This is a genomic window from Flavimaricola marinus, assembly GCF_900184895.1.
In the GTDB taxonomy this organism is placed as follows: domain Bacteria; phylum Pseudomonadota; class Alphaproteobacteria; order Rhodobacterales; family Rhodobacteraceae; genus Flavimaricola; species Flavimaricola marinus.
This window is the reverse complement of record NZ_FXZK01000003.1, coordinates 260,031-286,371: the sequence shown is the minus strand read 5'-3', so window position 1 is coordinate 286,371 and position 26,341 is coordinate 260,031. Positions and strand designations below refer to the sequence as shown.

The 26,341-nt window shown below is 62.7% G+C and carries 30 protein-coding genes and 1 pseudogene; 14 read left to right on the top strand and 17 right to left on the bottom strand.

Going from position 1 to position 26,341, the window contains the following annotated elements; all coding sequences use genetic code 11:
• Positions 1–48: 48 nt before the first annotated feature.
• From LOM8899_RS10320 to LOM8899_RS10305, 4 genes are all read left to right on the top strand, one after another.
• Positions 49–285 (top strand): BolA/IbaG family iron-sulfur metabolism protein, encoded by a 237-nt coding sequence (locus LOM8899_RS10320; RefSeq protein WP_093992122.1) that lies wholly within the window; start codon positions 49–51, stop codon positions 283–285.
• A 7-nt stretch (positions 286–292) separates the two neighbouring features.
• Positions 293–514, top strand: a complete 222-nt coding sequence (locus tag LOM8899_RS10315) for a hypothetical protein (RefSeq protein ID WP_093992121.1) — start codon at positions 293–295, stop codon at positions 512–514.
• Between the two features lie 53 nt (positions 515–567).
• Positions 568–948, top strand: a complete 381-nt coding sequence (gene grxD, locus LOM8899_RS10310) for a Grx4 family monothiol glutaredoxin (protein ID WP_370739328.1) — start codon at positions 568–570, stop codon at positions 946–948.
• A 267-nt stretch (positions 949–1,215) separates the two neighbouring features.
• On the top strand, positions 1,216–1,911 hold the full coding sequence (locus tag LOM8899_RS10305) for a hypothetical protein (protein ID WP_093992120.1): 696 nt from the start codon (positions 1,216–1,218) through the stop codon (positions 1,909–1,911).
• Positions 1,912–1,974: 63 nt separating this feature from the next.
• Here the strand turns inward: LOM8899_RS10305 and LOM8899_RS10300 are convergent, their stop codons facing one another.
• Complete coding sequence (locus LOM8899_RS10300; protein ID WP_093992119.1) at positions 1,975–2,376, bottom strand: cell division protein ZapA; 402 nt, start codon at positions 2,374–2,376, stop codon at positions 1,975–1,977.
• Entirely contained in the window at positions 2,376–2,867 is a 492-nt protein-coding gene (locus tag LOM8899_RS10295; RefSeq protein WP_093992118.1) for a hypothetical protein, read from the bottom strand. Before LOM8899_RS10295 ends, LOM8899_RS10300 begins: the two co-directional genes overlap by 1 nt.
• Before the next feature lie 311 nt (positions 2,868–3,178).
• Here LOM8899_RS10295 and tkt point away from each other — a divergent pair, with 311 nt between their 5' ends.
• Both tkt and LOM8899_RS10285 read left to right on the top strand, forming a co-directional pair.
• On the top strand, positions 3,179–5,197 hold the full coding sequence (gene tkt, locus LOM8899_RS10290; protein ID WP_093992117.1) for a transketolase: 2,019 nt from the start codon (positions 3,179–3,181) through the stop codon (positions 5,195–5,197).
• A gap of 30 nt (positions 5,198–5,227) precedes the next feature.
• Positions 5,228–5,902, top strand: coding sequence for a DUF4329 domain-containing protein (locus LOM8899_RS10285; RefSeq protein WP_093992116.1), 675 nt, complete (start codon positions 5,228–5,230; stop codon positions 5,900–5,902).
• Here LOM8899_RS10285 and LOM8899_RS10280 read toward each other — a convergent pair.
• Positions 5,877–6,260, bottom strand: coding sequence for a DoxX family protein (locus LOM8899_RS10280; protein ID WP_245820496.1), 384 nt, complete (start codon positions 6,258–6,260; stop codon positions 5,877–5,879). The two genes, LOM8899_RS10285 and LOM8899_RS10280, sit on opposite strands and share 26 nt — an antisense overlap.
• Positions 6,257–7,240: a DUF808 domain-containing protein gene (locus LOM8899_RS10275; RefSeq protein ID WP_093992115.1), complete on the bottom strand. Its 984-nt coding sequence runs from the start codon at positions 7,238–7,240 to the stop codon at positions 6,257–6,259. The genes LOM8899_RS10280 and LOM8899_RS10275 overlap by 4 nt, the downstream gene beginning before the upstream one ends.
• A gap of 320 nt (positions 7,241–7,560) precedes the next feature.
• Here LOM8899_RS10275 and LOM8899_RS23400 point away from each other — a divergent pair, with 320 nt between their 5' ends.
• From LOM8899_RS23400 to LOM8899_RS23395, 3 genes are all read left to right on the top strand, one after another.
• Positions 7,561–7,704 carry a hypothetical protein gene (locus LOM8899_RS23400; RefSeq protein WP_168770521.1) on the top strand — a complete coding sequence of 48 codons (144 nt, stop codon included), beginning with the start codon at positions 7,561–7,563 and terminating at the stop codon, positions 7,702–7,704.
• A 105-nt stretch (positions 7,705–7,809) separates the two neighbouring features.
• A complete protein-coding gene (gene gap / locus LOM8899_RS10270) occupies positions 7,810–8,811 on the top strand; it encodes a type I glyceraldehyde-3-phosphate dehydrogenase (protein WP_093992283.1) in 1,002 nt (333 codons plus the stop codon).
• Positions 8,812–9,040: 229 nt separating this feature from the next.
• Positions 9,041–9,199, top strand: coding sequence for a hypothetical protein (locus LOM8899_RS23395; protein WP_168770520.1), 159 nt, complete (start codon positions 9,041–9,043; stop codon positions 9,197–9,199).
• Here the strand turns inward: LOM8899_RS23395 and LOM8899_RS10265 are convergent.
• The 4 genes from LOM8899_RS10265 to LOM8899_RS10250 form a co-directional block, all read right to left on the bottom strand.
• Complete coding sequence (locus LOM8899_RS10265; protein WP_093992114.1) at positions 9,196–9,921, bottom strand: GGDEF domain-containing protein; 726 nt, start codon at positions 9,919–9,921, stop codon at positions 9,196–9,198. The genes LOM8899_RS23395 and LOM8899_RS10265 overlap by 4 nt on opposite strands.
• Before the next feature lie 121 nt (positions 9,922–10,042).
• Positions 10,043–10,534, bottom strand: coding sequence for a pantetheine-phosphate adenylyltransferase (gene coaD, locus LOM8899_RS10260; protein WP_093992113.1), 492 nt, complete (start codon positions 10,532–10,534; stop codon positions 10,043–10,045).
• 70 nt (positions 10,535–10,604) lie between these two features.
• Positions 10,605–11,039, bottom strand: a complete 435-nt coding sequence (locus LOM8899_RS10255; protein WP_093992112.1) for a CBS domain-containing protein — start codon at positions 11,037–11,039, stop codon at positions 10,605–10,607.
• Positions 11,040–11,085: 46 nt separating this feature from the next.
• Complete coding sequence (locus tag LOM8899_RS10250; RefSeq protein ID WP_093992111.1) at positions 11,086–11,976, bottom strand: LysR family transcriptional regulator; 891 nt, start codon at positions 11,974–11,976, stop codon at positions 11,086–11,088.
• Between the two features lie 162 nt (positions 11,977–12,138).
• On the opposite strand from LOM8899_RS10250, the gene LOM8899_RS10245 reads away from it, so the two are divergent.
• From LOM8899_RS10245 to mmsB, 4 genes and pseudogenes are all read left to right on the top strand, one after another.
• The gene (locus LOM8899_RS10245; RefSeq protein ID WP_093992110.1) at positions 12,139–13,638 is read left to right on the top strand and encodes a CoA-acylating methylmalonate-semialdehyde dehydrogenase; all 1,500 of its coding nucleotides are present in this window, start codon (positions 12,139–12,141) and stop codon (positions 13,636–13,638) included.
• Between the two features lie 82 nt (positions 13,639–13,720).
• Positions 13,721–14,056, top strand: a complete 336-nt coding sequence (locus tag LOM8899_RS10240) for a cupredoxin domain-containing protein (RefSeq protein ID WP_093992109.1) — start codon at positions 13,721–13,723, stop codon at positions 14,054–14,056.
• A gap of 9 nt (positions 14,057–14,065) precedes the next feature.
• A pseudogene (locus LOM8899_RS23895) lies at positions 14,066–15,067 on the top strand (enoyl-CoA hydratase/isomerase family protein); the annotation flags it as partial.
• A gap of 33 nt (positions 15,068–15,100) precedes the next feature.
• Positions 15,101–15,970 carry a 3-hydroxyisobutyrate dehydrogenase gene (gene mmsB, locus LOM8899_RS23890; protein ID WP_306456513.1) on the top strand — a complete coding sequence of 290 codons (870 nt, stop codon included), beginning with the start codon at positions 15,101–15,103 and terminating at the stop codon, positions 15,968–15,970.
• Between the two features lie 126 nt (positions 15,971–16,096).
• Here the strand turns inward: mmsB and LOM8899_RS10230 are convergent, their stop codons facing one another.
• Positions 16,097–16,480, bottom strand: a complete 384-nt coding sequence (locus LOM8899_RS10230; protein WP_093992107.1) for a hypothetical protein — start codon at positions 16,478–16,480, stop codon at positions 16,097–16,099.
• A gap of 361 nt (positions 16,481–16,841) precedes the next feature.
• On the bottom strand, positions 16,842–17,234 hold the full coding sequence (locus tag LOM8899_RS10225; RefSeq protein ID WP_093992106.1) for a hypothetical protein: 393 nt from the start codon (positions 17,232–17,234) through the stop codon (positions 16,842–16,844).
• A 152-nt stretch (positions 17,235–17,386) separates the two neighbouring features.
• Here LOM8899_RS10225 and LOM8899_RS10220 point away from each other — a divergent pair, with 152 nt between their 5' ends.
• Complete coding sequence (locus LOM8899_RS10220) at positions 17,387–17,590, top strand: YgaP family membrane protein (RefSeq protein WP_093992105.1); 204 nt, start codon at positions 17,387–17,389, stop codon at positions 17,588–17,590.
• A gap of 52 nt (positions 17,591–17,642) precedes the next feature.
• Here the strand turns inward: LOM8899_RS10220 and LOM8899_RS10215 are convergent, their stop codons facing one another.
• The 7 genes from LOM8899_RS10215 to LOM8899_RS10185 form a co-directional block, all read right to left on the bottom strand.
• The gene (locus tag LOM8899_RS10215) at positions 17,643–18,002 is read right to left on the bottom strand and encodes a hypothetical protein (RefSeq protein ID WP_093992104.1); all 360 of its coding nucleotides are present in this window, start codon (positions 18,000–18,002) and stop codon (positions 17,643–17,645) included.
• Between the two features lie 60 nt (positions 18,003–18,062).
• A complete protein-coding gene (gene uvrA, locus LOM8899_RS10210; RefSeq protein ID WP_093992282.1) occupies positions 18,063–20,945 on the bottom strand; it encodes an excinuclease ABC subunit UvrA in 2,883 nt (960 codons plus the stop codon).
• Between the two features lie 130 nt (positions 20,946–21,075).
• Positions 21,076–21,714, bottom strand: coding sequence for a hypothetical protein (locus LOM8899_RS10205; protein WP_133065008.1), 639 nt, complete (start codon positions 21,712–21,714; stop codon positions 21,076–21,078).
• A 135-nt stretch (positions 21,715–21,849) separates the two neighbouring features.
• Positions 21,850–22,677 (bottom strand): methyltransferase domain-containing protein, encoded by an 828-nt coding sequence (locus tag LOM8899_RS10200; RefSeq protein ID WP_093992102.1) that lies wholly within the window; start codon positions 22,675–22,677, stop codon positions 21,850–21,852.
• A gap of 85 nt (positions 22,678–22,762) precedes the next feature.
• Entirely contained in the window at positions 22,763–23,146 is a 384-nt protein-coding gene (locus LOM8899_RS23215) for a hypothetical protein (RefSeq protein ID WP_133065007.1), read from the bottom strand.
• 92 nt (positions 23,147–23,238) lie between these two features.
• A complete protein-coding gene (lpdA, locus tag LOM8899_RS10190; RefSeq protein WP_093992100.1) occupies positions 23,239–24,633 on the bottom strand; it encodes a dihydrolipoyl dehydrogenase in 1,395 nt (464 codons plus the stop codon).
• Positions 24,634–24,738: 105 nt separating this feature from the next.
• Positions 24,739–26,247 (bottom strand): diguanylate cyclase, encoded by a 1,509-nt coding sequence (locus tag LOM8899_RS10185; RefSeq protein WP_168770519.1) that lies wholly within the window; start codon positions 26,245–26,247, stop codon positions 24,739–24,741.
• Positions 26,248–26,341 lie beyond the last annotated feature (94 nt).

Sequence of the window (26,341 nt, the reverse complement as noted above, 5' to 3'; positions counted from 1 at the left end):
AGATCGACGCGCCAAACCCTACCTTTTGCGCGTCACACAGGAGAGATCATGGCCATCACCGCCCAAGAAATCCACGACCTTCTGCGCGAAGGTTTTCCCGACGCGAAAATCAACGTGCAAGGCGATGACGGCGCGCATTTCGCAGCCGAAGTCATCGACGAGAGCTTTCGGGGCAAGAACCGGGTGCAACAGCAACGGGCCGTCTATGCCGCGCTCAAGGGCAAGATGGACGGCGCCAACGGCGACCTGCACGCATTGGCGCTGACCACCAAAGCCCCCGACTGAGCAAGGCGTGAGTGCGGCAACCTTCCTGATCCAGATCGGAATCGCAATCCTGCTGATCCTCGGCGGGCTTGTGCCGACAATCCGCAGCCGATCACGCCGACGACGACAGCGCACAGCCGATCCCGCCAAAGCGACCGTCGTCAGCACAGCCGCCACGCCACCTGCAAAACGCCCGCACCGCGCCACCTTCGGAGCCGCCCGCGCCCGCACCGCCAAACACGACGACTAGCGCTGGAATTCGGCCCTGCTCCGACTTATCTTGGCGCAAAGGACACTCACCCAATGGAAGAGACCAAAATGACAAACCCCGCCGAAACCAAAATCAAAGACACCGTCGCCGCCAACGACGTCGTGCTCTTTATGAAGGGCACCAAGATGATGCCGCAATGCGGGTTTTCCTCCCGCGTGGCTGGCGTTCTCAACTTCATGGGGATCGAGTTTGCCGACGTCAACGTGCTCGAAGACGCCGACATCCGCCAAGGGATCAAGGACTACTCCGACTGGCCGACCATTCCCCAGCTCTACGTCAAGGGCGAGTTCGTCGGCGGCTGCGACATCGTCACCGAGATGACGCTCTCGGGCGAGCTGGACACGCTGTTCGAACAGAACGGCGTCCCCTTCGACAAGGCCGCCGCCGACAAGATCCGCGAAGCCAACGCCTGACGCGCGGAGCCCGCGCCGCAGCACTGGCGGGAATGCAACACCCCGCCAGTCGATCCCGCCTTACTTTGGCCACAATGCTTTGAATTGCGAGGCGTTCGTGGTTGATTGACCCAAAGCTGTCAATCAATTGGGAGCCGTGGTGCGCCCGCTTTTAAAAGTTGCGAGACAAAGCTGTGGGGGACAGCTTTGGACCTTCATCGTCATCTTGCCCCTCTTGCGCGGTCTCACCGACCGGATGCCTCCGCATAGCCATTTGCGGGGCCAGCCATGCTGACCGGTCTCATCATCCTCGTGGTCGTGATCGCATGCGGCTTTGCCGGCATGCTGTGGCTGCGGCAACGCGAAATCGCCAATCACGAAGCCATGCAAGCGCTCGCGGCGCGGCGCGGCTGGTCGCTCAACGTCTCCAATCAATCGCTCGGACGCCCGGCGGTGTTGCGGCTCAGCGCCCGCAGCGGCGTGCACTGGCAGGCCGAGGCGCGGCGCCTCGCGCCCACCACTCCTTTCGGCGGGGCGACAGGGCAGACCACTGATTTTCGGGGGCCAGAGCCGATCTGGCCAGAGGCGCTGCTGGTCATTGGCCCGTCCGGGCGCGACGCCTTGGTCGATCAGGCCCATCAGATGCTCGACGGGACGAGCGGCGGTTCGGCGCAAAAGCTCCTCGGTCAGGCCGCGAGCGCCGCCGTCTTACCGATGATCGACCAACTCACCGCACAGCCCGCGCCCGATGGCGTCAGCATACTGGCCACCCAAGACCCGTCCCGGGCCTTCGATCTCAAGGACATCGCAAAGCTGATTCGCGAATGGTCGGCGCAGCGCGCAAACGACATGAGCCAGCCGATTGTGATTCTGGGGCCGGACGGCTTCCGGATGCGGCTCGGCCACGGCACCTCGTCGGCCGAGCAGATGGAACAGTTCATCGATCTGGCATTGGCCATCGGGCGGGTGATCGAACGACCCTGACACGGGGCGGTTCGGCCACTCTCGGCAAGACCGGCAGAGGGCCGAAACCGGCGACGTTTAGGCTCAGGCGGCGCCGATCCGCTCTTCTGCCGCGTCCGCGAGCGCCTCTGACTGCGCCGCCACTTCGGCCAGCATCTCGAGAACCTCGGCAGGCACCACCGGCACTTCCACCCGCTGAGGCTCGGCCTCCGCTTCGCGCTTGGCACGCATTTCGGCGTTGTAGACCATCTCCTCGATGCGGCCCTCGGCCTCGCGAAGCTTGTCCTCCAGCGCGGCGGTCTTGTCGGCCAGCAGCAGACCCGCCATCAGCAGCATCCGGGCTTCGGGCATCCGGCCAATCTGGGTGGACAGGGCGCTGGCTTCGGTATCCAGCATCTTGGCGGCGGCACGCAGAAACGGCTCCTCCCCGTCCTGACAGGCGACTTCGAATGTGCGTCCACCGATATCAATCTCGACCTGAGGCATTACCGGCCCTCCCCTATCAGCGGTGCAAGTTCGGACAATATGGCCTCGACCTCTGCACGGTCGGCGTCGCGGGCGGCGCTAACCGCGTCCAATTCCGCGATTGCGGCGCGGTTGACCAGTTCAGGATCGGCGACTTCGTCCTGAAGCGCGCGGCGCATCTCGCTGGCGACGGCACGCAACTCCGTATTGACGGCCTGCAGGCGCTGCAATTCGGTATCCAGATCGGCAAGGCGCTTGGTCCCGGCCTCTGCCTGGGCCTCCAGTTCGGACAATCGGCCGTCCTGACGGTCCTTCAGGGCGCGAACCCGCTCTTCCAACTGGGCGTTGACGGTGCGTTCCTCGTCCAGACGCGCCGTCAGAGCGGCGATGGTCTCGGCGCTCTTGTCGGCATCGTCTGCGTCGGTCCGGGTCGGCGACATGGCCTCGACCTGCCGTCGAATGCGACCCAAGGCTGCAGCGATGCGGCCTTCCAACTCAATGATATCGTTCATAACCCTGCCCCATTCCAGCAACCCGGTCCGTGCCGGTCGCCTTGCCTCACAATACTGTCCCCGGCCCAAGACGCCCTGTTTTCCCGGCTCCGAATGCCCCGCGTTCGCGGTGGTTTGACGGAAAATCGAGCGAATCGGGCGTCGTTCTCGCTAGCCTAAGCCATCCCGCAGCCAGCATCAAACACCCTTAGCCCTTTGGAATAAAGGGGTTACCACGCGGCGTTGATGCGATGCGATGCTTGCTTGATCTTGGGGGCTGCCCTGCTATGACCACCTGTGAAATCATTCGCCAATCAAGACAGGATAGCCCCGTGGACATCGCAGACCTGCGCAGCGCACACCCCGACCACTGGATGCGGGCCGCCGCCATCCGCACACTTACTCTTGATGCGGTCGCCGCCGCCAATTCCGGGCATTCGGGAATGCCGATGGGCATGGCCGACGTGGCCACGGTGCTTTACCAAAATCACCTGCGGTTCGACCCAAAGGCACCGCATTGGCCCGACCGGGATCGGTTCATCCTGTCGGCCGGCCACGGCTCCATGCTTCTTTACTCGGTGCTGCACCTGACCGGCTACGAGCAGATGACGCTCCAGCAGCTCAAGGATTTCCGCCAGTGGGGCGCCCGCACCGCCGGGCATCCCGAATACGGCCACGCCGAAGGGATCGAAACGACAACCGGGCCGCTGGGTCAGGGTCTGGCCAATGCCGTCGGTTTCGCGATGGCAGAGGAATCGCTCCGGGCGCATTGGGGCAAGAACATCATCAACCACCACACCTATGTGATGGCTGGCGATGGCTGCCTCATGGAAGGCGTCAGCCAAGAGGCGCTGGCCCTTGCCGGGATGCAGCAACTGGGTCACCTGATCGTCTTCTTCGACGACAACGGGATCACCATCGACGGCAAGGTTTCGATTGCCGACAAGACCGACCAGCCCGCCCGCTTCGCGGCCTCCGGCTGGCATGTTCAGGAAATCGACGGGCACGACCCGGTCGCCATCGACGCCGCGATCACCGCCGCCAAGGCCGATCCGCGCCCCTCGATGATCGCCTGCAAGACGCATATCGCTCTGGGTCACGCCGCGCAGGACACCTCCAAGGGGCACGGCGCGCTCACAGATGCCGCCCAGCTTCAGGCCGCCAAGGATGCCTACGGCTGGACCGCAGGCCCATTTGAGATCCCCGAGAACATCAAGGCCGAATGGGAAGCCATGGGCGCCCGCGGGGCCGAGGCCCATGCCGAATGGCAAAGCCGGTTCGAAAAGCTCAGCAGCACCAAGCAGGCGGCCTTCCAGCGGCAGTTCGATATGGACGCGCCCAAGGCCCTCGCCGCTCGCGTTCGCGCGCTGAAGAAGCAGGCGTCCGAATCCGCGCCCAAGGTCGCGACCCGGAAATCCAGCGAGAACGTGCTCGAAGTGATCAACCCCGTGATGCCCGAGACGATCGGCGGCTCTGCCGACCTGACCGGCTCGAACAACACGCTGACCTCCGATCTGGGCACCTTCAACCCGGAGAACCGCAAGGGGCGCTACGTCTACTTCGGTGTGCGCGAACATGGGATGGCCGCCGCGATGAACGGCATGGTGCTGCATGGCGGCGTCCGGCCCTACGGCGGCACCTTCATGTGCTTCACCGACTACGCGCGCGGCGCGATCCGCCTGTCGGCGCTGATGAAGGCACCCGTGGTCTATGTCATGACGCATGACAGCATCGGCCTCGGCGAAGACGGGCCGACGCACCAGCCGGTCGAGCATCTGGCGATGCTGCGGGCGACGCCGAACCTCAACGTGTTCCGGCCCGCCGATACGGTCGAGACGGCCGAAGCCTGGGAATGGGCGCTCACGTCGAAAACCACGCCGTCTGTGCTGGCGCTGACCCGTCAGGGTCTGCCCACCGTCCGCAAAGAGCACAAGACCAAGAACCTGACAGCCCAAGGGGCCTATGTTCTGGCCGAGGCCGAAGGCAAGCGTAAGGCGATCCTGATGGCCACAGGCTCCGAAGTCTCCGTCGCGCTGGAAGCCAAGGCCCTGCTGGAAGCCGAGGGGATCGGCACCCGCGTCGTCTCGATGCCCTGCTGGGAGCTGTTCGAGCAGCAGCCCGACGCCTACCGGCGCAAGGTCCTCCCCCCCGGCCCCGTCCGCGTGGCGATCGAAGCCGCAGTGCGGTTTGGCTGGGATCGGTGGCTGATGGGCGAAGGCGGACGGCGCGAAAAGGCCGGCTACGTCGGAATGGACGATTTCGGGGCTTCCGCGCCCGCTGAAACGCTGTTCGAGGAGTTCGGCATCACTGCGGAGGCTACGGCCGCCAAGGTGAAATCGCTCATCAAATAAGCAGCCAACGGCGCGCGCAGGAGGCCCGGCATGATCAAACTGACGTCTTTCATGCTGGCCTCCGCGCTCGCCCTGTCTGCCTGCGCTCCGACCGGCGGCAGCACCTATGTGCCGCCGGGGTCGAGCACAGGCGCCCTCGGGACGGATCTGCTCTCCGTTCCGGCGGGCACCGGTACCACCGTCACCGGTGGGGGCGCCGGGATCAGCGTCAGCGGCGCCACGCAGCCGGTCAGCTTTGCCCGGCCCAGCCCGGATGCCGCGCGGGCGGATGCCTTTGCCACCAGCTTCCTCAACGGGCTGCAACCGCGCTCTTTCGCGGAGCGGCGGGAATTCTGCGGCTATTTCCTCGTCGATGCGGCGGGGCAGATCAGCGCCACCTCGCCCGTGCGCGGGACACTGGCCAGCTGCACTCAGCCCGGTCCGGGGCCCAACGTCTTCGCCAGCTATCACACCCACGGCGCCTACGATCGGGGGTATGACAACGAAGTGCCCTCGCCCGAAGATCTCCTGGGCGATTTCTCTTTCGGGATCGACGGCTATGTGAGCACGCCGGGCGGGCGGATCTGGCGGATCGAAACAGACGTGCAAGCGGCGCTTCTGGTCTGCGGGCAAGGCTGCGTTGCGGTCGATCCGGGGTTCGTGCCGCAAGACGAGGCGGGCATCCGGTCAAGCTACACGGTCAGCCAACTGCGCGCCCGACGCTAAAGCGGCCCGGTCCGGCCACCGCCAGCGCGAGGCAACCGCCGGCAATCGCCCAGTTCTTGACGAAAATCGTCATCTGCCATGGGTCGTCCGGGAGCCAGTGGAACACGCTCGTCACCCCGCAATAGGCCGCAAGCAGCAACGCCACCGGCGTCGTCCACTGCCCGAGGATCAGGGCCACCCCCGCCGCCGCGTTGAACAGCATCGCGGGCCAGATCAGCGCCACCGGCAGCGCAAACCCCGCCAAGAGGCTCATGGCGTCGGCCGGGTTCAGGACCTTTTGCACGGCACCGCCCAGAAACAGCAGGGCAATCAGCACGCGGGCGAACAGCAGCGCGGCATCGCGCCAGCCAAGGCTCAATGCGCGGCCTCGGAGCGTTTGAACAGCCCCATCAGCGGCATCAGGATGCGGGTCGTGACGGGGATCAGGACCAACCCCCAGATCAGGCCCAACACCCCGTCCAGCCCAGCAGTCACGGACCATTCCACAGCGCCCTTCAGGGCCTCCGGAACGGCCTGCGCCGCGATCACCGCCAAATGATGGATTTCATCATAGATCAGGGGCCATCCCAGAACGTCCAAGCCGTGAATGATGATCGACCCGCCCACCCAGAGCATTGCGGCGGTGCCGACCACCGTCAGAGCCTTGAGAAAACCGGGCATCGCACGGACCAAACCGCGACCCAGCGTGCGGGTCAGGCCAAGACGGCCATGCGTCGACATGCGCAGGCCCACGTCGTCGGCTTTCACGATCAGAGCAACGCTGCCGTAAACCGCAATTGTGATGCCGATACCTACCAGGGCCAGCGTCGCCGCCTCGAACGCAAATCCGCTCTCGGGGATCGCGGCAAGCGAGATCGTCATGATCTCGGCCGACAGGATGAAATCGGTCTTGATCGCGCCGGCGACCCGCTCTTCTTCGAGGTGGGCGGGGTCTTTGGGGCTGAGATCGGCCTGGACCATCGCGTCCTCATGGCCGTGACCATGCGGTCGAAGCCAATGGTAGATTTTCTCAGCGCCTTCGAAACACAAATACGAGCCACCCAACATCAACAGCGGCGTGATCAGCCAAGGGGCGAAGGCACTCATCAGCAGGGCGGCAGGCAGGAGGATCAACATCTTGTTGCGAATCGAGCCCATCGCGATGCGCCAGATGATCGGCAGTTCGCGTTCAGGAGCAAATCCGGTCACGTATTTCGGGGTCACCGCGGCATCGTCGATCAAGACGCCGGCGGTCTTGGCCCCTGCTTTCACCGCTTGGGTGGCGATATCGTCGACCGAGGCCGCTGCAACTTTGGCAATGGCTGCAACATCGTCCAGCAGCGCCAGTAATCCACTCATATCAGGCTCCGAATCTTTCCTGCACCCTTACGGGCTGGTCTCCATGTCCCACCCGCATAGCAGTCCCGGGCTGTCGATGCCACGGACGAGGCCACTTTGCGCGATCCGGGCCGGCCAATCCCAACGCATGAGCAGCGATTCCGATCCCGCAGCGCGCCAGTTTGTCGGAAGGGCCGGACGGGCGGGCAAGGTCGGGCGCGCCGATGCAGCGCGGATCCGGGGCGATCGGGCCCTCGTCCGACGGCCACACCGACAAAGAGTTTGACGGCGGCGCGAGGTCCCGATTTCCCCCCGCCAAAAGGACTGATATGGGCTTGGGCATGACAAACGGTATCGCCATCGCGCTGTTTCTGTGCATCGTCGGCTTCTTTGCCCTCGACCATTTCGTCCTGCATTGGGAGGCCGGGGTCTTTGTCGCGCGCAAAGCTCTGGATTTGATTCAAACTATGGCGTTCTGGCGCTAATCCTGGGCCTTCACGGTTGACCTTTGGTCATAAATCGCAATGTTGGCGACAGCGAGGGTCGGCACCCTGCCCGGCTCCAATACCCTGCATTCGGAGGACATTTCCATGGCAGTCAAAGTGGCAATCAACGGCTTCGGCCGCATCGGTCGTAACGTGTTGCGGGCCATCATTGAATCGGGTCGCACCGATATCGAGGTGATCGCGATCAACGATCTGGGTCCGGTCGAGACGAACGCACACCTGCTGCGCTACGATTCCGTGCACGGCAAGTTCCCCGCCACAGTGACCACGACCGAAGACAGCATCGACGTCGGTCGCGGCCCGATCCGGGTGACAGCGATCCGCAATCCGGCCGATCTGCCGTGGGGCGACGTCGATATCGTGATGGAATGCACGGGGATCTTCACCTCCAAGGAGAAGTGTCAGGCCCATCTCGAGAACGGCTCCAAGCGGGTTCTGATCTCGGCACCGGGCACGGATGCCGACAAGACCATCGTGTTCGGGATCAACCACGACACGCTGACCGCCGATGACATCGTCGTTTCCAACGCCTCCTGCACGACAAACTGCTTGTCGCCCGTCGCCTATGTGCTGAACAACGCCATCGGCATCGAAAAAGGCTTCATGACGACGATCCACAGCTATACCGGCGACCAGCCGACGCTGGACACGATGCACAAGGATCTCTACCGCGCCCGCGCCGCCGCGCTGTCGATGATCCCGACATCGACCGGGGCCGCCAAGGCCGTGGGTCTGGTGCTGCCAGAGCTCAAGGGCAAGCTGGACGGCGTGGCCATCCGGGTGCCGACGCCGAACGTCTCGGTCGTGGATCTCACCTTCATGGCGGCCAAGGACACCACCGTCGAAGAAGTGAACGCCGCAATCAAGGCCGCCGCCGACGGCCCCTTGAAAGGCGTTCTGGGCTATACGGACGAGCCACTGGTGTCGTCGGACTTCAACCACGACCCGCATTCGTCGATCTTCCACATGGATCAGACCAAGGTCATGGAAGGCCGCATGGTCCGCATCCTGACATGGTATGACAACGAGTGGGGCTTCTCCAACCGGATGTCCGACACCGCTGTCGCCATGGGCAAACTGATCTGAGCAAAGGCGCGGCAGGGTCAGGTCGGCGACGACCGGCCCGCCCTCACAAGGGCCCGCGCCGCCAGATCGACACAGACAAGGCCGTCCCCGTATCGGGGGCGGCTTTTTGCTGTGCGCCCGATGTCGCTATGCAACCGGCGCAAGGCAGACCCGACGCTGCCGGCCCTTCTGCTGCAGCGCAGCATCTCTAGGTTTGATCACGAGACAACGCCTAATAGGAGGCATCGAAATGATCACTCTTGAAACGCTTCGCACACGCATCGCCCAACGACGCGCCTACAAGCGCACCCGTGACGAGCTGGCAAAACTGCCCATCGACATCGCGCTCGATCTGAACATCTATCACGGCGACGCCGACACCATCGCCCGCAAGGCCGTCTACGGCTAAGCCCGCGCTTCCAACGGCTCGGCCAGGCAAACCTGGTCGCGCCCGGCTTGCTTGGCGGTATAGAGCGCCCTGTCCGCAAGGCGCATGAACGGATCGACGTCCTCGGCATCCGAGGGCACCATCGACAGACCGATACTGATCGTGCAGGTGATCGCCGTGCCATCGAACGAGATCGGCATGGCGGCCACTTCGGACCGCAGGGCCTCGCCCAGACGCTGACCGTCCGTCAACCCGACACCCGCGGCAAACACCGCAAACTCCTCGCCGCCGAGGCGTCCCACCCGTACGTCCGGACCGGCCGCCCGGCCAATCCGGCCCGCGATCTCGGTCAGGACCCGGTCCCCTGCGGGGTGGCCCCAGGTGTCGTTGACCGACTTGAAGGCATCCACGTCGATGACGAGCAACACCCCGCCCCCCGCCATCGCGGACTGAACGCCGTTCAGGAAATAGCGGCGCGTCAAGACCCCGGTCAGGGGATCACGGCGAAGCAGATCCTCCAGCTGCATGTTCAGCATCTGGATTTTCTGCCTCTGGCGGACCATGTAGATCGACGCCGGAAGGGATACGACGGCAGGGATCACGATGGCCGGCACGATGGCCTCGACTAAGGGGCCAACCACGAGAAGGGTCGTCAGAACCGACGACACGACCGAAGCGACGACGACCACGGCGACAAATCGGAGATCGGGACGCGACATGCCACGCCAAACATGGTTCGGCATGACAGTTCTGACCCGATCGCTGTCAAGGCGGACAACGCTTCCCAAATCTTGACCTCCGGACCGCAGGATAGCGGGCCAAGTGTTAACGAATGGTTACGATCCGCGTCGACCCGGCCTATGGCTATTGAAACTTGGCCTCGAGCGAGGTCTTGACCGCCGGCGGCACAAAGGCCGTGACATCACCGCCCAAGCGGCAAATCTCCTTGACCAGCTTGGACGCGATCGCCTGATGCTGGGCCTCGGCCATCAGGAACACCGTCTCGACGCTGTCGTCCAGCACGCGGTTCATGCCAACCATCTGATATTCATACTCGAAATCGGCCACGGCGCGGAGGCCACGGATGATGACCGAGGCGCCTACATCGCGAGCGCAATCTATCAGCAGGTTTTCAAATGGATGGGTCACGATCTCGCAGCCCGACGCTTGCGAGATCGCCGCCGTCTCGGCTTCGACCATCGCAACACGTTCCTCCAGACTGAACAGCGGGGATTTGTCTCGATTGATCGCGACACCGATCACCAGCCGGTCCACCAGCGAACAGGCGCGGCGGATGATGTCGGTATGGCCCAGTGTCACCGGATCGAACGTGCCGGGATAAAGCCCTGTGCGCATGGTGGTCCTCATCGTCAATTTCAGGGCCGCGCAACATTATTGCGCAACGCAATGCAAGGGTGAACCGGGGCTAGTGCCCCATGATCATCCCTTCCAAGGCTTCCTTTTCCATCGAAAGCTCGGCCAACCGCATTTTCACCACGTCGCCGATCGAGATGAAACCGACCATGTCGTCGCCTTCCATCACCGGCATGTGGCGAAAGCGGCCGCTGGTCATCATCTGCATGATCTCGATGGCACTGTCCTGAGCGGTGCAGGTCGTCACCTTCGAGGTCATCACCTCGGTCACGGGATCGGTCAGGCAGGACGGGCCGCGCTTGCCGATCTCGCGCACGATGTCGCGTTCCGAGAGAATTCCCGCGACCGCCTTCCCGTCAGGAGACACGACAACCGCACCGATCTTGTTCGCACTCAGGATCTCGGCCACTTCGGCCAAGCTGGCACCGGGTGACACCGTGATCACATCCATCTCGCCCTTGGACTTCAAAACCTTACTGATTGTCATCTGATCCTCCTCTTTGGTTCAATCGACCCTCGCGAGAGGGTCTCTGTCAAGCCTCTTGATCCGAAACGATGCGTTCGAGGCGCACAACTTCCGCGCGTAGCCCCGCCATCAGCGCCTTGGCAAATCTGTTGATCCGGTCCGATCTGCGGTCGGCGGTATGGCGAACGAGGTAAAACGCGCGGGTCAGGTGCAGCTTGTCCGTCAGCACACGCCGCAACTCCGGGGCGAAAGGCAGCGCGAAATCATGCACGATCCCGACGCCCCCTTGGCGGAGCATCTGCAACTGGACAGACACCGAGTTCGATGCCAGTTGCACGCCCGCCTCGCCCAGCGGGCCCAGATAATCCAGCGCCGCGTCAAAGATCATGTCGGGGATATAGCCCACCACGGGCTGCCCGGTCAGGTCCTTGACCGAGGCAGGTAGCGCCTGTTCGCGCCGCATGGCCAGGTGCAACTGGTAGTCGGTGATCTTCTGCACGGTCAGCCGGCCCGCGTCCGGCGGGCTGACCGTCACGGCCAGATCGGCTTCGCGCTTGGACAGGTTCACCACGCGGGGCAAGGCCAGCACCTGCACCTCCAGCCCCGGGTTCTGCTTGCGGATCATCGCGCAGACCTGCGGCAGCAGAAAGTTGGCGCAACCGTCCGGCGCGCCGATGCGGATCTGTCCGGTCAGCCCTTCGGTCGCGGCGCCCTCCTCCAAACCCTCGCGAAGCGCGGCCTCGGCCGCGATGGCATGATCGCGCAACCGCGCCCCGCGGTCGGTCAGCGCATAGCCCTGCGGAGATTTCGCAAACAGCGCGGCGCCGAGGGTCTCTTCCAGCCGGGCGATGCGGCGGCTGACCGTGCCCGGATCGAGCCGCAGCACAGGGGCGGCGGCGGTCAGGCTCTCGGCGCGGGCCACGGCGAGAAAGACCCGCAGATCGTCCCAGTTTGTCATGGCCTCTCCATACCTGCATTCATGCAAGATGATTTTGACATACTGTCCCTTTTACCCAGAAAATTGCAAGGCTATAAGCGCCGCAACGTCACCTACGCGATACCGACGGGATACCGACCTGTTACCCCGACAGCCTCTCGCGTGCAGATTAAGGGAATCTTCATGACCGATCTCACCCACTACATTGGCGGCAAGCATGTCGCAGGCACCTCCGGTCGGTTCGCCGACGTCTACAACCCCGCCACCGGCGAGGTGCAGTATCGCGTGCCCTTGGCCAATGCCGACGAGATGGCTCAGGCCGTTGAGATTGCCGAGAAAGCACAGCCGAAATGGGCGGCCGTGAACCCGCAGCGCCGGGCTCGGGTGATGATGAAATTCGTCGACCTGCTGAACCGCGACATGGACAAACTGGCCGAAGCACTCTCCCGCGAGCACGGCAAAACGCTCCCCGACGCCGCTGGCGACGTGCAGCGCGGCCTCGAAGTCGTGGAATACTGCATCGGCGCGCCCCAGATGCTGAAGGGTGAGTTCACCGACGGCGCCGGCCCCGGCATCGACATGTATTCCATGCGGCAGGCGCTCGGCGTGACGGCAGGCATCACCCCGTTCAACTTCCCCGCGATGATCCCGATGTGGATGTTCGCCCCCGCCATCGTCTGCGGCAACGCCTTTATTCTGAAGCCTTCCGAGCGCGATCCCTCGGTTCCGCTGATGCTGGCCGAGCTGATGGAAGAAGCCGGTCTGCCGCCGGGCATCCTGCAGGTCGTCAACGGCGACAAAGAGGCTGTCGACGCGATCCTCGACAACGATGTGATCCAGGCGATCGGCTTCGTCGGCTCGACCCCGATCGCGGAATATATCTACGGCCGTGGTTGCTCGAACGGTAAGCGGGTTCAGTGCTTCGGCGGTGCCAAGAACCACATGATCATCATGCCCGACGCCGATCTCGACCAGGCCGCCGACGCCCTGATCGGTGCCGGATACGGCGCCGCTGGCGAACGCTGCATGGCGATCTCGGTCGCCGTTCCGGTCGGTGAGGAGACCGCCGACGCGCTGGTCGCCAAGCTGATCCCCCGGATCGAAAAGCTGAAAGTCGGCCCATACACCTCCGGCAAGGATGTGGATTATGGCCCGGTCGTCACCGCGGCGGCAAAGGCCAACATCCTGCGTCTGGTCGAATCCGGCGTGAACGAAGGTGCGAAACTGGTCGTCGACGGGCGGGACTTCAGCCTCCAGGGCTACGAAGACGGCTTCTTCGTCGGGCCGCACCTGTTCGACCACGTCACCAAGGACATGGAGATCTACCGCAAAGAGATCTTCGGCCCCGTGCTTTCCACCGTGCGGGCAAAGACTTACGAGGAAGCGCTCGGGCTGGCCATGGATCACGAATATGGCAACGGCACTGCGATCTTTACCCGTGACGGCGACACCGCACGCGACTTTGCTGCGCGGGTCAACGTCGGCATGATCGGGATCAACGTGCCGATCCCGGTGCCGCTGGCCTACCACACCTTCGGCGGCTGGAAGAAGTCGGTCTTCGGTGATCTCAACCAGCACGGTCCGGACGCCTTCAAGTTCTACACCCGGACCAAGACCGTCACCTCCCGGTGGCCCTCGGGCATGAAGGAAGGCTCGGCGTTCAACTTCAAGCCGATGGACTGATCTTCTCCGAATATTGAGTGGACAAGAGGGGCAGCGTTGCGCGACGCTGCCCCTATCCATTTTTCATTCAGGGATTTCACACATGACCAAGATCACGCGCCGCCAAATGCTGCACAGAGCCGCGGGCTCTGTCGCGGCTCTGCCCGTCCTCGCCGTCGCCGCCCGCGCAGCCACCCATCAGGTCTCAATTCAGGGCTTTGCCTTTTCGCCGGCCAGCATCACCATCGCCGCAGGGGACACGGTCGTCTTTACCAACGCCGACAACGCCCCACATACGGCGACAGCCGATAGCGGGGCCTTTGATACCGGACGCTTGGGGCGCGATGCGAGCGCGCAGTTGACCTTCTCCAATCCGGGCACCTACACATACTTCTGCAACTTCCATCGCAATATGAAGGGTTCAATCACCGTCGCCTGACCGCTCCCCATGATCACCGCACGCATTCAAGGCCGGATTGGCCGCATCACCCTCGATCGGCCCGAGGCGCTCAACGCGCTGACCCATGCCGCCTGTTTGCACATCCACACAGCCCTGCGCGACTGGGCCGAAGACGACCGGGTCGCCATGGTGGTGATCGACGCGGCGGGCGACAAGGCGTTTTGCGCCGGCGGCGACATCGCGCAGATGTATGCCACCGGGGTGGCTGGCGATTTCGACTACGGGCGGCGCTTCTGGCGCGACGAATACCGAATGAACGCCGCCCTGTTCAACTTCCCAAAGCCGGTGGCCACATTCCTGCAAGGGCACACGCTGGGCGGTGGCGTCGGCGTAGGGTGCCACGGCAGCCACCGGATCATCGGTGAAACCTCCAAGATCGCCCTGCCCGAATGCGGGATCGGGTTGGTACCGGACGTGGGCAGCAGCCTGCTGCTGGCTTTGGCGCCGGGGCGTCTGGGGGAATACCTCGGGCTGACAGGCGACCGGATGGATGCGGGCGATGCGCTGCATTGCGGCTTTGCCGACTATTACATCCCCCAATCCGCCTGGCCCGCTCTGATCGACGCGCTGACCGAGACCGGGGACTGGTCGCTGATCGACGCGGCCGCCCTCCCCGCCCCCGCGAGCCGGTTGGCGAAGTGGCAACCCGAGATCGACGCCGTCTTTGGTGGTGAACGGCTCGGCGACATCTACCGCGCCATGCCCGCCAGCCCCGGCGAAGGGATCCAGCACGCTCTGAAGCTCATGGCACGGAATTCGCCGCTTGCCATGGCGGCAACAGTGGAATTGGTACACCGCTCCCGCACCCGGCCCACCATCGAAAACGCCTTGGATCAGGAATACCGGTTCACCGCGCGCGCCATGGAGCACGGCGACTTCCTCGAAGGAATCCGCGCCGCGATCATCGACAAGGACCGCAGTCCCAAGTGGAAGCACTCCGATTGGGAGGGGGTGACCGGAGCCGATCTTCTTCGTATGACGATGCCTCTGGGCGACGCCGCCCTTTCACTGGAGGAGACAGGAATGAAGATCGGCTTTATCGGGTTGGGCAACATGGGCGCGCCAATGGCCGCCAATCTGGTGGCGGCGGGTCACACGGTCACGGGCTTTGACACGGCGGCGCAGCCTGACGGCATCACCATGGCGCAGAGTGCTGCCGAGGCCGCGACAGGGGCCGATGTGGTCATCACCATGCTGCCCAACGGGGAAATCCTGCGCGCGGTGGCCGAACAGATCCACCCGGCAATGTCGGCGGGCGCTTTGCACCTCGATTGCTCCACGGTCGATGTCGACAGCGCCCGCGCGGTGGCGGAAAAAGCGCAGGCCGCAGGCCTCATGGCGGTCGACGCGCCCGTCTCCGGCGGGATCGGCGGAGCCACCGCAGGCACGCTCACTTTCATGGCAGGCGGCAGCGCCGAAGCTTTTGGGATTGCGAAACCACTGTTCGACATCATGGGGCAAAAGGCGGTCCACTGCGGCGCTTCGGGCGCCGGTCAGGCGGCCAAGATCTGCAACAACATGATCCTCGGGGTCACGATGATCGCCACCTGCGAAGCCTTCGCGCTGGCCGACAAACTCGGGCTCGACCGGCAGGCGATGTACGACGTGGTCTCGACCTCATCGGGGTCGTCATGGTCGATGAACGCCTACTGCCCCGCCCCCGGGATCGGGCCGACCAGCCCGGCGGACAATGGCTACAAACCGGGCTTTGCCGCCGACCTGATGCTCAAGGACCTGCGGCTGAGCCAGACCGCCGCCGAAGCGGTCGACGCCGACACCCCGATGGGGGCCGTCGCCACCGCGCTCTATGCGCAATTCGTCGAGGAAGAAGACGGCGCAGACCGGGATTTCAGCGCCATGCTGCCGCGGTTCCGCGACCGACATCGCAGTTGATCGACAACAAGGCCGGCGGCCCTGAAAAGGCGCTCTTCGGGACCTTCTTTCCAGAAAGAGACCCGCCGTATTGAAACCGAAGCAGGGCTCAGTCGGCCCTGTCCTGCGCGACCTCAACGGGCTCTACTACGAACGAGAAGGCAGTCGCGGCGGGTTGTCGCGATACAAATAGTCCCCCACCCCAACGCACTCAGACAGCAAGCCCATCCTTACATCCAGAGGCGGGGGAAAGTTTTCTTCATTCCATTCCGCCTCCCACATGTTGCGCTTCGCCATCGACACGTCTTCGACATAGCTCTGACCGCCTAATCGGATGGCTTCGGTTGTCATCATATCCACAAAGTCGCGCCAGATATCGGTTTGCAGGTCCTCACCCCGCGGTGGTGCATCGGGACCGATCAAGACCTCGATCATCACCGCACACTCGATAAGACGCTCTTCCAGCGGCTGCGATGCGTTTGCCTGCATGGGGCCTAGCACCAAGGCCGAAACACCAACGATTTTCCACATAACACCACTCCGCTTCAAAATGTTGACGAAGCATAGACGCCTCCCAAGGCGGAAAACCGGCACCTCTGAGGCCAATATGTGAGGCTTCCGCATCGGGTCCGGACCTCGGCCGAAATGCCCACGACCTCCAGCGAGCCTTTGGCACGATCGCACCGCCGCTATCAGAGCCGGTCCAACCGATGACGAAAGCACATCTGCGGGACAAGCCGATCGCCTCTGAAACGGCAACTCATTCCAGCTATCGCGGACCCCAAAATAAAATGGCACCGGCAGCGTTCTAAAGGCAATTCGCTGACATCAAAGCCGGCGCAGGCCGCGATTTCAGCGCCATGCCGCTCCTGCTCGAGGCCCGCCGCTGCGGCTAGCCGCCATTATACCAGTCAAAGAAACGAACAACGCCGAGCAGGCAGATCACCAGTGCGGCTCCGTCGATGAGCCAGCGAAAGAGCTTGATCTTGCGCAACGCGATCACCAACAGAGCGGGGCCAAAGAACGCAGCGGCAACCAGCCACCACGGCTGCTGGGCGTTGATCAATTCGAACGCCACCCACGTGAGGCCAAGCCAGAGCACCAGCCCGGTCGCCAAAGGCGCATCGCCCTTGCCGGGGAGCATTGAACCACCCTTGGTCCTGCGCTCCATCGGATAATTCGAAGAGTTGTAAGCGGTGCGCTCTGCGAGCCCCAATTGGTAAGAGGAGGATGTGGGGTCGTTCGGCACACCGCCCAAGCGGCCCTTCGTATAGTCGTCAGACATTGCATCCTCCGCTGTGAGGTGCTCAACGCTAGCGCGGACCCTTTCTTCGATCAAGAAAACCCAAGACGGATGAACCACAATTGATTTGGATCAATGCGGAGTCTGATAGCTCGGCGCAATCTGGCGACAGTGTTTCCAGAAAGGAATCCGTCATGTTGAAGACGAACGAAGGCTCTGTTGATCGTATTCTGCGCGTGGTTGTCGGCGCGGCCCTGCTGATCTGGTTCTTTGCGGAGCCGGCCGGCGGGTTCTGGCACTATGCGAAGCTGATCGGGATCGTGCCGTTGATCACCGGCCTGATCGGCACCTGCCCGCTTTATTCCATGCTGGGTATCAACACCTGCCCAATGAAATAAGCGGCTCTGCGGGTCGCGTTGTCGTTAGACAGCGCCCCGCCCGGGGCGCCGATCAAAGCTGCAAATGATCGGCAAGGCTCGTGCAATAACTCATCCAATCGGCCAACTCACCGCGGTTGGCCGGATTGTCCCAATCGCCCTCGTCCCAACGGGTTTCCCACGTCGCGAGCTTGGCAACGGCCATCTCGTCGACATAGGCTTGCCCGCCAAGTTGAACGGCTTCATCGCGCAACGCGGTCTCGAATTCCACGTAGAGATCAAACTGAGGGTTTTCGCCGGGCGGAGGCAGATCGGGGCCGAGTAGCGCCTCGATCAGAACCGCGCATTCCACGAGGCTTTCCTTGATCGGCTGAGACCCTTCCGCCTGCGCCGGAACAAGTGCAAGGGACGCCAGTCCCACGATCTTCCACATGTTGCACCTCCGTTTGTGACCACAAACGAAGGCTAGGAAGGGAAATTGACCGATCTTCGGCTATTCTGCGGCCACTTTACGGGCCTCCAGCATGGGGCCCAGATAGCGGCCGGTGTGGCTGGCCTCGACCTTGGCCACATCCTCGGGCGTCCCGGTCGCCACGATGACACCTCCGCCATCGCCGCCTTCCGGACCGATGTCGATGATCCAGTCGGCGGTCTTGACCACGTCCAGATTGTGCTCGATCACGATCATCGAGTTGCCCTGCTCGACCAGATGATGCAGCACCTCCAACAGCTTGCGCACGTCCTCGAAATGCAGACCGGTGGTCGGCTCATCCAGGATGTAAAGCGTCCGTCCAGTGGACCTCCGCGCCAGCTCCTTGGCCAGCTTGATCCGCTGCGCCTCACCGCCCGACAGTGTCGTGGCAGGCTGACCAACCTTGACGTAGCCAAGACCCACCTTGCAGAGGGCGTCCATCTTCTCGCGGATGCTCGGCACCGCCTTGAAGAACTCCTGCGCGTCTTCGACCGTCATATCAAGAACGTCGGCTATGCTCTTGCCTTTGAAGCGAATTTCCAAAGTCTCGCGATTGTATCGCGCACCCTTGCAGGTCTCGCACTGCACATAGACATCGGGGAGAAAGTGCATCTCGATCTTGATTAGGCCGTCGCCCTGACAAGCCTCGCAACGGCCACCCTTGACGTTGAACGAGAACCGGCCGGGCTTGTAGCCTCGCGCCTTGCTTTCGGGCAGGCCCGCAAACCAATCGCGGATCGGGGTAAAGGCCCCGGTATAGGTCGCCGGGTTGGAGCGCGGAGTGCGGCCGATCGGGCGCTGGTCGATATCGATCACCTTGTCGAGATGCTCGAACCCCTTGATCGTCTCACAGGGGCCGGGCGTCTCGCGTGCGCCGTTCAGCTTCATCGCGGCGTTCTTGTAGAGGGTCTCGATGGTCAGCGTGGATTTGCCGCCACCGGATACGCCGGTCACGCAGACGAACTCGCCCAGAGGGAACTTGGCCGTGACGTTCTGCAGGTTGTTGCCTGTGGCCTTCACGACCTCAAGCGTCTTGCCGTTACCCTTGCGGCGGGTCGTCGGAACCGCGATTTCGCGTTCCCCGACAAGGTATTGGCCGGTGATCGACGCCTTATTGGCCATGATGTCGGCCGGGGTGCCCTCGGCCACCACCTGCCCGCCATGCACGCCCGCGCCGGGGCCGATATCGAACACATAGTCGGCCTCGCGGATCGCCTCTTCGTCGTGCTCCACGACGATGACGGTATTGCCCTGATCGCGCAGGTTCTTGAGCGTCGTCAGCAAGCGATCGTTGTCGCGTTGGTGCAGGCCGATCGATGGCTCGTCGAGCACATAGAGCACACCGGTCAGGCCCGAACCGATCTGGCTGGCCAACCGGATACGCTGGCTCTCACCGCCCGACAGCGTGCCCGCGTTGCGGCTGAGCGTCAGATACTCGAGGCCCACGTTGTTCAGGAACCCAAGGCGCTCGCGAATTTCCTTGAGGATCGCGCGGGCGATCTCGTTGTTCTGCTTAGATAAATCCGCCGGCACGCTCTCGCACCAATCATAGGCCTCGCGGATCGACATCTGGACGACCTGCCCCACGTGCAGCAACTTGCCCTTGGCCTTGGGGTTGCCGATCTTAACCGCCAAAGCCTCTTGGCGCAGGCGATATCCACCGCAAGTGCCACAGGGCCGATTGTTCTGATAGCTCTCGAATTCTTCGCGGATCCAGTTGCTGTCGGTCTCGCGGTAGCGGCGCTCCATATTCGGGATCACACCCTCAAACGGGCGCTCAACCTGATAGACCCGACCGCCTTCGTCGTAGCGAAACTTGATCTCTTCCTTGCCCGAGCCACGCAGAAACACGTTCTGGACCTTTTCATCGAGGTCTTTCCAACGGGCGTTCTTGTTGAACCCGTAGTGCTTGGCAATCGCTTCGATGGTTTGCAGGAAATACGGCGATTTGCCCTTGCGCCACGGGGCCAAGGCACCGTCGGCGATCTTCAGCGTCACATCGGGCACCACGAGGCGTTCGTCAAAGAACAGCTCCACGCCAAGGCCGTCACACTTCGGACAGGCGCCAAACGGGGCGTTGAACGAAAACAGGCGCGGCTCGATTTCGGGGATGGTAAAGCCACTCACCGGGCAGGCGAATTTCTCGGAAAAGGTAAAACGCTCTGGCTCTTCGCCCTCGCCCGGGGCTGTCTCCAGAATAGCGATGCCATCGGCAAGGTCGAGAGCGGTGCGGAAGGAATCCGCCAGCCGTGTCTCCAGCCCCTCGCGCACCACGATGCGGTCGACGACCACGTCGATGTCATGGCGGAATTTCTTGTCGAGGGTCGGCGGCTCGTCCAATTCGTAGAAGGCTCCATCGACCTTCACGCGCTGGAAGCCCTGCTTGCGCAGCTCTGCGAATTCCTTGCGGTATTCGCCCTTGCGGTCACGGATGATCGGCGCGAGCAGGTAGCCGCGGGTGCCCTCCTCCATCGCCATGACACGGTCGACCATGTCCTGCACCTGCTGCGCCTCAATGGGCAGGCCGGTGGCAGGCGAATAGGGCGTGCCGACGCGTGCAAACAGCAAACGCATGTAGTCATAGATCTCGGTCACCGTGCCGACGGTCGACCGGGGGTTCTTCGAGGTCGTCTTTTGCTCGATCGAAATCGCCGGAGACAGGCCGCTGATGTGATCCACATCCGGCTTTTCCATCATGTCGAGGAACTGACGCGCATAGGCGCTCAGGCTCTCGACATAGCGGCGCTGACCCTCGGCATAGATCGTATCGAAGGCGAGCGACGACTTGCCCGAACCCGAAAGCCCGGTGATCACCACCAGCTTATCGCGCGGAATATCCACATCGATATTCTTGAGGTTATGCTCGCGCGCGCCGCGGACCTCGATTTGTTTCATTTCCGGCATGATGTGACCCCCAAGGTGACAGGCCCACCACATAGTGAGTCGGGCACAGTCCGCCACCCCAAAACTAGAACATTAACGGAACATTTAGAACTATTTTTGGGCAGGTGCAACTTGGGACATCAATCGGGGGCTAGTTGACGATGAAACCGCCGGCATGAACTTGGCCATCGGTATGGCCCTGAAACACGCCGATTCCCTCATTCGACCCGATCAAACCCTGCATAGGCCCGGTCACACCGTTGTAGGTCGCCGTTCCGTTCAACTGGTTGCCCGTCAGGGTGCCGTCGATTTCCAGCGCATTGCCGTTGAGCAGGAAATTGCTGAAGCTGTCGATCCCGGTGCCGGAGCCGGTGACCGATCCGTCCGAGAAATCGACATTCATCGTCAAACGCCCCTGATCCGTCACGGCCGATCCGCTCACCTCCGTGTCCACCGCCAGAATGAAACCGATGTAGGCGAGCTCGAAATCGCCCTCCATCGTGACAAGACCCGGGGTCGTCGCCGGGGCGACGCTGGCGCCGGGCACCAATCCGGCAAAACCTTGCAGCCCGTCATTCGACACAGAGCCGACCTGATAGCCATATCCGTTTCCGGTGAGGCTCGAGAAATCGGACCCGCCGACCGCTGTCGACGATTGCACCTCGCTCAACTGCCCGGTCGCCGAGGGGACGGCAAAGCCGCTGTTTGTCGGATCGCCCAAGGCAATCGCACCGCAGCCGGACAAAAGGGCCAAAGCCGGGGCCGCCGCCGCGAGTGTTCTCATCATCATATCCTGCGCCTCAATCTGCTTGATTATCAGATGCTTGGCTAGGCACACATTGCGTCAGGATTGTGAGAGGCCCAAGATCAAATGCGCCCGGATCGGGGCGTCTTCGAGAGGTGTGGCATTGGTCACGCGCCGCGGTCAGGCCGAGTCCGCGTCACTCTTGTTGGCAATCAGCGTGGCAAAGGGGATGAAGCCGTAAAGCTCGCCCAGCGCACGCCGGCGGGCATACTCGCCGAGCAGCGCCTCGGCCAAGGGTTGACCGATCAGCCCTTCGGAAACCATCGCCTCGGAACACATCTGCACATAATGGATCATCCCATCGTCCGATGTCGTAATGCGATTGGACACATCGAATCGAGTGGTCTCGAACCCGGCAAGCCGGACCATCGCCGGCAGCTTTCCGACGGTGAACGCGTCGGTGACGAAACGCCGGACAAAGCTCTGCGCAAAGACGCCCATTGGATCGTCCGGTCCGCTCGCGAACGAGGCTTTCGAGAAATCCGCGTCACAGACCACCAGTTGCCCGCCGGGGCGCAACACGCGGCGGGCTTCGGTCAATAGCGCAACCGGGTCGGTCACATGGGTCAGCACGGTGTGGTAGACGACGACATCGACAGTGCCGTCCTCATGAGGCAATGCGGTGCCGTCTGCGGTGGCAAACCTCAGATTGTCCATGCCTTGTCCCAATTCGATCGCGGCGGCAACCAGCGCCGACGACGGCTCCAGCCCCTCGACCTGCCCTCCCCGGCCCGCGCGGGCGGCATGGTCGGCCATTCGTCGCGTGATTGGGCCAGTTCCACAGCCGACCTCGACGGCCAGATCGATCCCGACCCAAGGCAGCGCCTCGAGATAGGACTCGATGATCTCGACCATCAGCGGCTCTTTTGCGCGGGCCTCCAGAATGTCGACGATGCGTGAGACAAAGGCGGGATCGGCGGCATTCAGATCCTGAAATGGGTCGGCCATGCTGTGCTCCTGAACAATTGTTGCAGCCTTGCGCGATTGGCTCTGTTTGGCAAGAAACGTCGGCCTCAGTGTCGCAGAACGCAGTTCAGCCGGCCCACTCGCCCACCAGCACGCGCATCTGGCCACCGTCGTTCAGTATTCTGACGCGGATAAAGACGGTCGTGCCGCGCATCGCTTGATCCGCCATGATGCCGGCGGCACCGGTCAACTCACAGGTATTGACGATCCGACCGCGCAGCGTCCGGTCGGAAAACACGGGATCGCCCTCATCCGTCGGATCGCGCCTTCCAAACCGATGATAATTGGCGCGGTCCTGCTGCACCATGGCACAAAAATGACCAAGCCTTTGGCCTTGGGAATTGACCATATCCTGTGGGGATATGACCGCGTGATACTCGCCCATCACCGACTGAGCGGCGGCAGCACATGCCAACGTTAGCGCCGCGAGTACCGAGAAAGCTCGAAACATCCCGCAAACCTCCGTGACAGCAAGAAATCGAACACTTGGCTACAGTGGCCGATTCCATTGCCGTCACGCAAGTTTCGTCTGCCGCGCGGCGCCTAGAAGTGGATCGCCCGGCCGTATGCGTCGAGAACGCTTTCGTGCATCATCTCGGACAGCGTCGGATGCGGGAACACAGTCGCCATGAGGTCTTCTTCGGTGGTTTCCAACTGGCGGCCCACCACATAGCCCTGAATCAATTCGGTGACTTCCGCGCCGACCATGTGGGCCCCGAGCAGCTCGCCCGTCTTGGCATCGAACACCGTCTTGATCATGCCTTCGGGTTCGCCCAGCGCAATGGCCTTGCCGTTTCCGATAAACGGGAACTTGCCGACCTTGACCTCATAGCCCAATTCCTTGGCCTTCGCCTCGGAATAGCCGACGCTGGCCACCTGCGGATGGCAGTAGGTGCAGCCCGCGATGCTTTCGGGTTTGACGGCATGGGGATGGCCACCCGCGATCATCTCGGCGACCATGACACCTTCGTGCGACGCCTTGTGGGCCAGCCACGGAGCGCCCGCGATGTCGCCAATCGCCCAGACACCATCGACGCCGGTGCGGCAATACTCATCGGTCACCACATGGGTGCGATCGATCTTGACGCCAGCCTCTTCGAGGCCGAGCCCCTCGACGTTGCCGACGATACCAACGGCAGAGATCACGGTGTCGAATACCTTGGTCTCGACCTTGCCGCCCACTTCGATGTGGGCGGTGACCTTGTCCTTGGCGCGGTCGAGCTTCTTGACCACGGCCTTTTCCATGATCGTCATGCCCTGCTTGACAAACTGCTTCTTGGCAAAGGCGCTGATCTCAGCGTCTTCCACCGGCAGAATCCGATCCATCACTTCGACAACGGTCGTGTTCGCGCCCAACGTGTTGAAGAAGCTGGCAAATTCAATCCCAATCGCGCCGGAGCCGATGACCAGCAGGTCCTTGGGCATATGCGGCGGGACAAGGGCGTGCTTGTAGGACCAGACCCGCTCGCCATCCGCTTCCAGACCGGGAAGATTGCGGGCACGGGCGCCGGTCGCCACGATGATGTTCTTGGCAGAAAGCTCTTCGGTGCCTTTGTCGGTCTTGACCGACACCTTGCCCTTGCCGGCCAACTTGGCCTCGCCCATCACGACTTCGACCTTGTTCTTCTTGAACAGATGGCCGATGCCGCCGGACAATTGCTTTGCAACACCGCGCGAGCGCTTGACCACGGCATCCAGATCGTAACCGATGTTTTCGGCTTTCAGGCCAAATTCCTTGGCCCGGTGCATCAGGTGAAACACTTCGGAAGAGCGCAACAGTGCCTTGGTCGGAATACAGCCCCAGTTCAGGCAGATGCCGCCAAGGTGTTCCCGTTCCACGCAGACGACCTTAAGGCCCAACTGCGCCGCCCGAATGGCTGCCACATACCCGCCCGGGCCAGCACCAATTACGATCAAGTCAAAGCTTTTGCCAGCCATCGCCGTCTCCTCCAAGTTCCAAATTAGTTTGATGCTAAACTACTTTGGAAAAGCAGGCCAGAGACCAGATCGCATGGCGGCTAACTGATTGACGCAATTCACGGCTCACTCGGCACAGCGCACGCAGTTGCGACCTTCGGCCTTCGCCAGATAAAGGGCCTCGTCGGCACGGCGCAGCAAAACGGGCGGTGTCAGGCCGCTGTCGGGATAGGCGGCAACACCGGCCGAAATGTTGATGGGCGGCAGAATGCTGTCGAGATAACGGACACGCAGTTCCGGCATCGCTTCCCTGAGCGCCTCGGCGAGTTTGCTGGCGGCCTGCGCATCGGCCCCGGGCATCAGGATGGCGAACTCCTCGCCGCCCATGCGGCAGGGCACGTCCGCCGCTCCGATCACGTCGCTCAAGACCTGGCCGATCGAGCGAAGCACCATATCGCCCGCATCGTGGCCGTGGTTGTCGTTGAAGTTCTTGAATTTGTCGACGTCGAAGGAAATCAGGCCAAAGCTGGCGCCCTTGCGCGAGGCCACGGACACCTCGCGGCGCATCGCATCCATGAAATAGCGACGGTTGAACAGGCCGGTCAGGGGATCGCGGATCGACTGATCGCGCAATTCGTCGCGCAGCTTCACATTGGCGATCGCCATCGAGATGTGTTCTCCGCAGCGGGCGGCAAAGTGCATCCTGTCGCTGACGCCGCCGCTCGGGACGTTGGCCTCGAGGAACCGGATGTGCAGCATCCCGACGGTATCGCCATGTGCGACAATCGGAATACACAGATAATGCGCCGGATCGTCGTCATGGGCCTGCTGCTGCACATGTTCGCAAGCAAAGCACAACTCGCCCCTCTGGAATTCATAGGCCCGTCCCCGGCGCAGCGACCAACAGTTGTCGGCATTGATATGGGGCAGCATCGCTTCGGTGTTCCACTGACAGACACCGTCCAGCACATCGCGGGAATTGGAATAGACATAGAGCTCCCCTGCCCCGCCGGGCAGCAATCGGGCCATGAAGCGCTGCACGATCTCGAACAGCTCCTCCAGCGTCTTGCACGATTGCAGCCACTCATCCAACTGGCTGAGCATATGCGCCTCGGCCTGACGGGCACGCTCTTCTTCCAGGATTTCCAGCGCCTGCGTCTGAGCAGCCTCTGCCGCCAGCTTGGCCTCGGCCAGATCGCGCGCCACCTGACGGGCCTCGGTGACATCGGTAAATGTGACGACATAACCGCCACCGCGCGTCGGACGGCCAGACGTCAGCACCACCCGGCCCGAAGGCAGATGGCGATCAAAGGCATAGGGCTGATGTGCCTGCACCTTGCCGTCCGAATAGGCGCGATCCTCGGCCGACATGTCGCCCCGGTCCACCGCTTTCTGACGAAAATCGGCGCGCAAGGTGCCGATCTGCAAATCGTCGCCAGACAGTTCGAGCACCTGATAGACGCGGGTGTTGTGCAACTCGCAATACCCGTCGCCGGACCAGACGACGATTCCCTGCTCCATGATGTTCATGATTTCGGTAGCCAGGGTCGCGGCCCCGGAGGAATCCGACTCCGCGCCCGCGTCCCACGATGGTCTGGACGCCGATGTCGAACGTCTCTCTTTTTCGTCTTTCAAACGACTGTTCTCCTGCTCGAAAGGTTGGAGCCTTTCAGCGGCAGGATGATCCATCGGTCATTGACAGCGACTTAACCGAGAGCGCCGAAACCCA